Annotated in this window: 1 pseudogene; it reads left to right on the forward strand. The window is 56.9% G+C overall.

Going from position 1 to position 364, the window contains the following annotated elements:
- Window positions 1-42 precede the first annotated feature (42 nt).
- A pseudogene (locus tag EE949_RS12965) lies at window positions 43-364 on the forward strand (tRNA (adenosine(37)-N6)-dimethylallyltransferase); the annotation flags it as partial.

The raw sequence follows: 364 nt of genomic DNA on the forward strand, positions 1-364 counted from the left end.
GGGCGCAACGATCTGGATAAATTATTCCTGCGCGGACAATGAATGAATGCTTTACCTCCGGCCATCTTTCTCATGGGGCCAACCGCAGCGGGCAAGACCGATCTTGCAATCGAACACACCAAGGTCCTGCCGTGTGAGCTGATCAGCGTCGATTCGGCGCTGGTCTATCGCGACATGGACATCGGCACGGCCAAGCCTTCCAAGGCGCAACTGGCCGAATTTCCGCACCGCCTGATCGACATACGCGACCCGTCTCAGAGCTATTCGGCGGCTGATTTTCGTACTGACGCACTGGCCGCCATGGCTGAAAATCACCCCCCGGGGAAGTATTCCTTTGCTGGTGGGCGGCACTATGTTGTATTTC

The organism is Pseudomonas viridiflava (assembly GCF_900602065.1).
Classification (GTDB): domain Bacteria; phylum Pseudomonadota; class Gammaproteobacteria; order Pseudomonadales; family Pseudomonadaceae; genus Aquipseudomonas.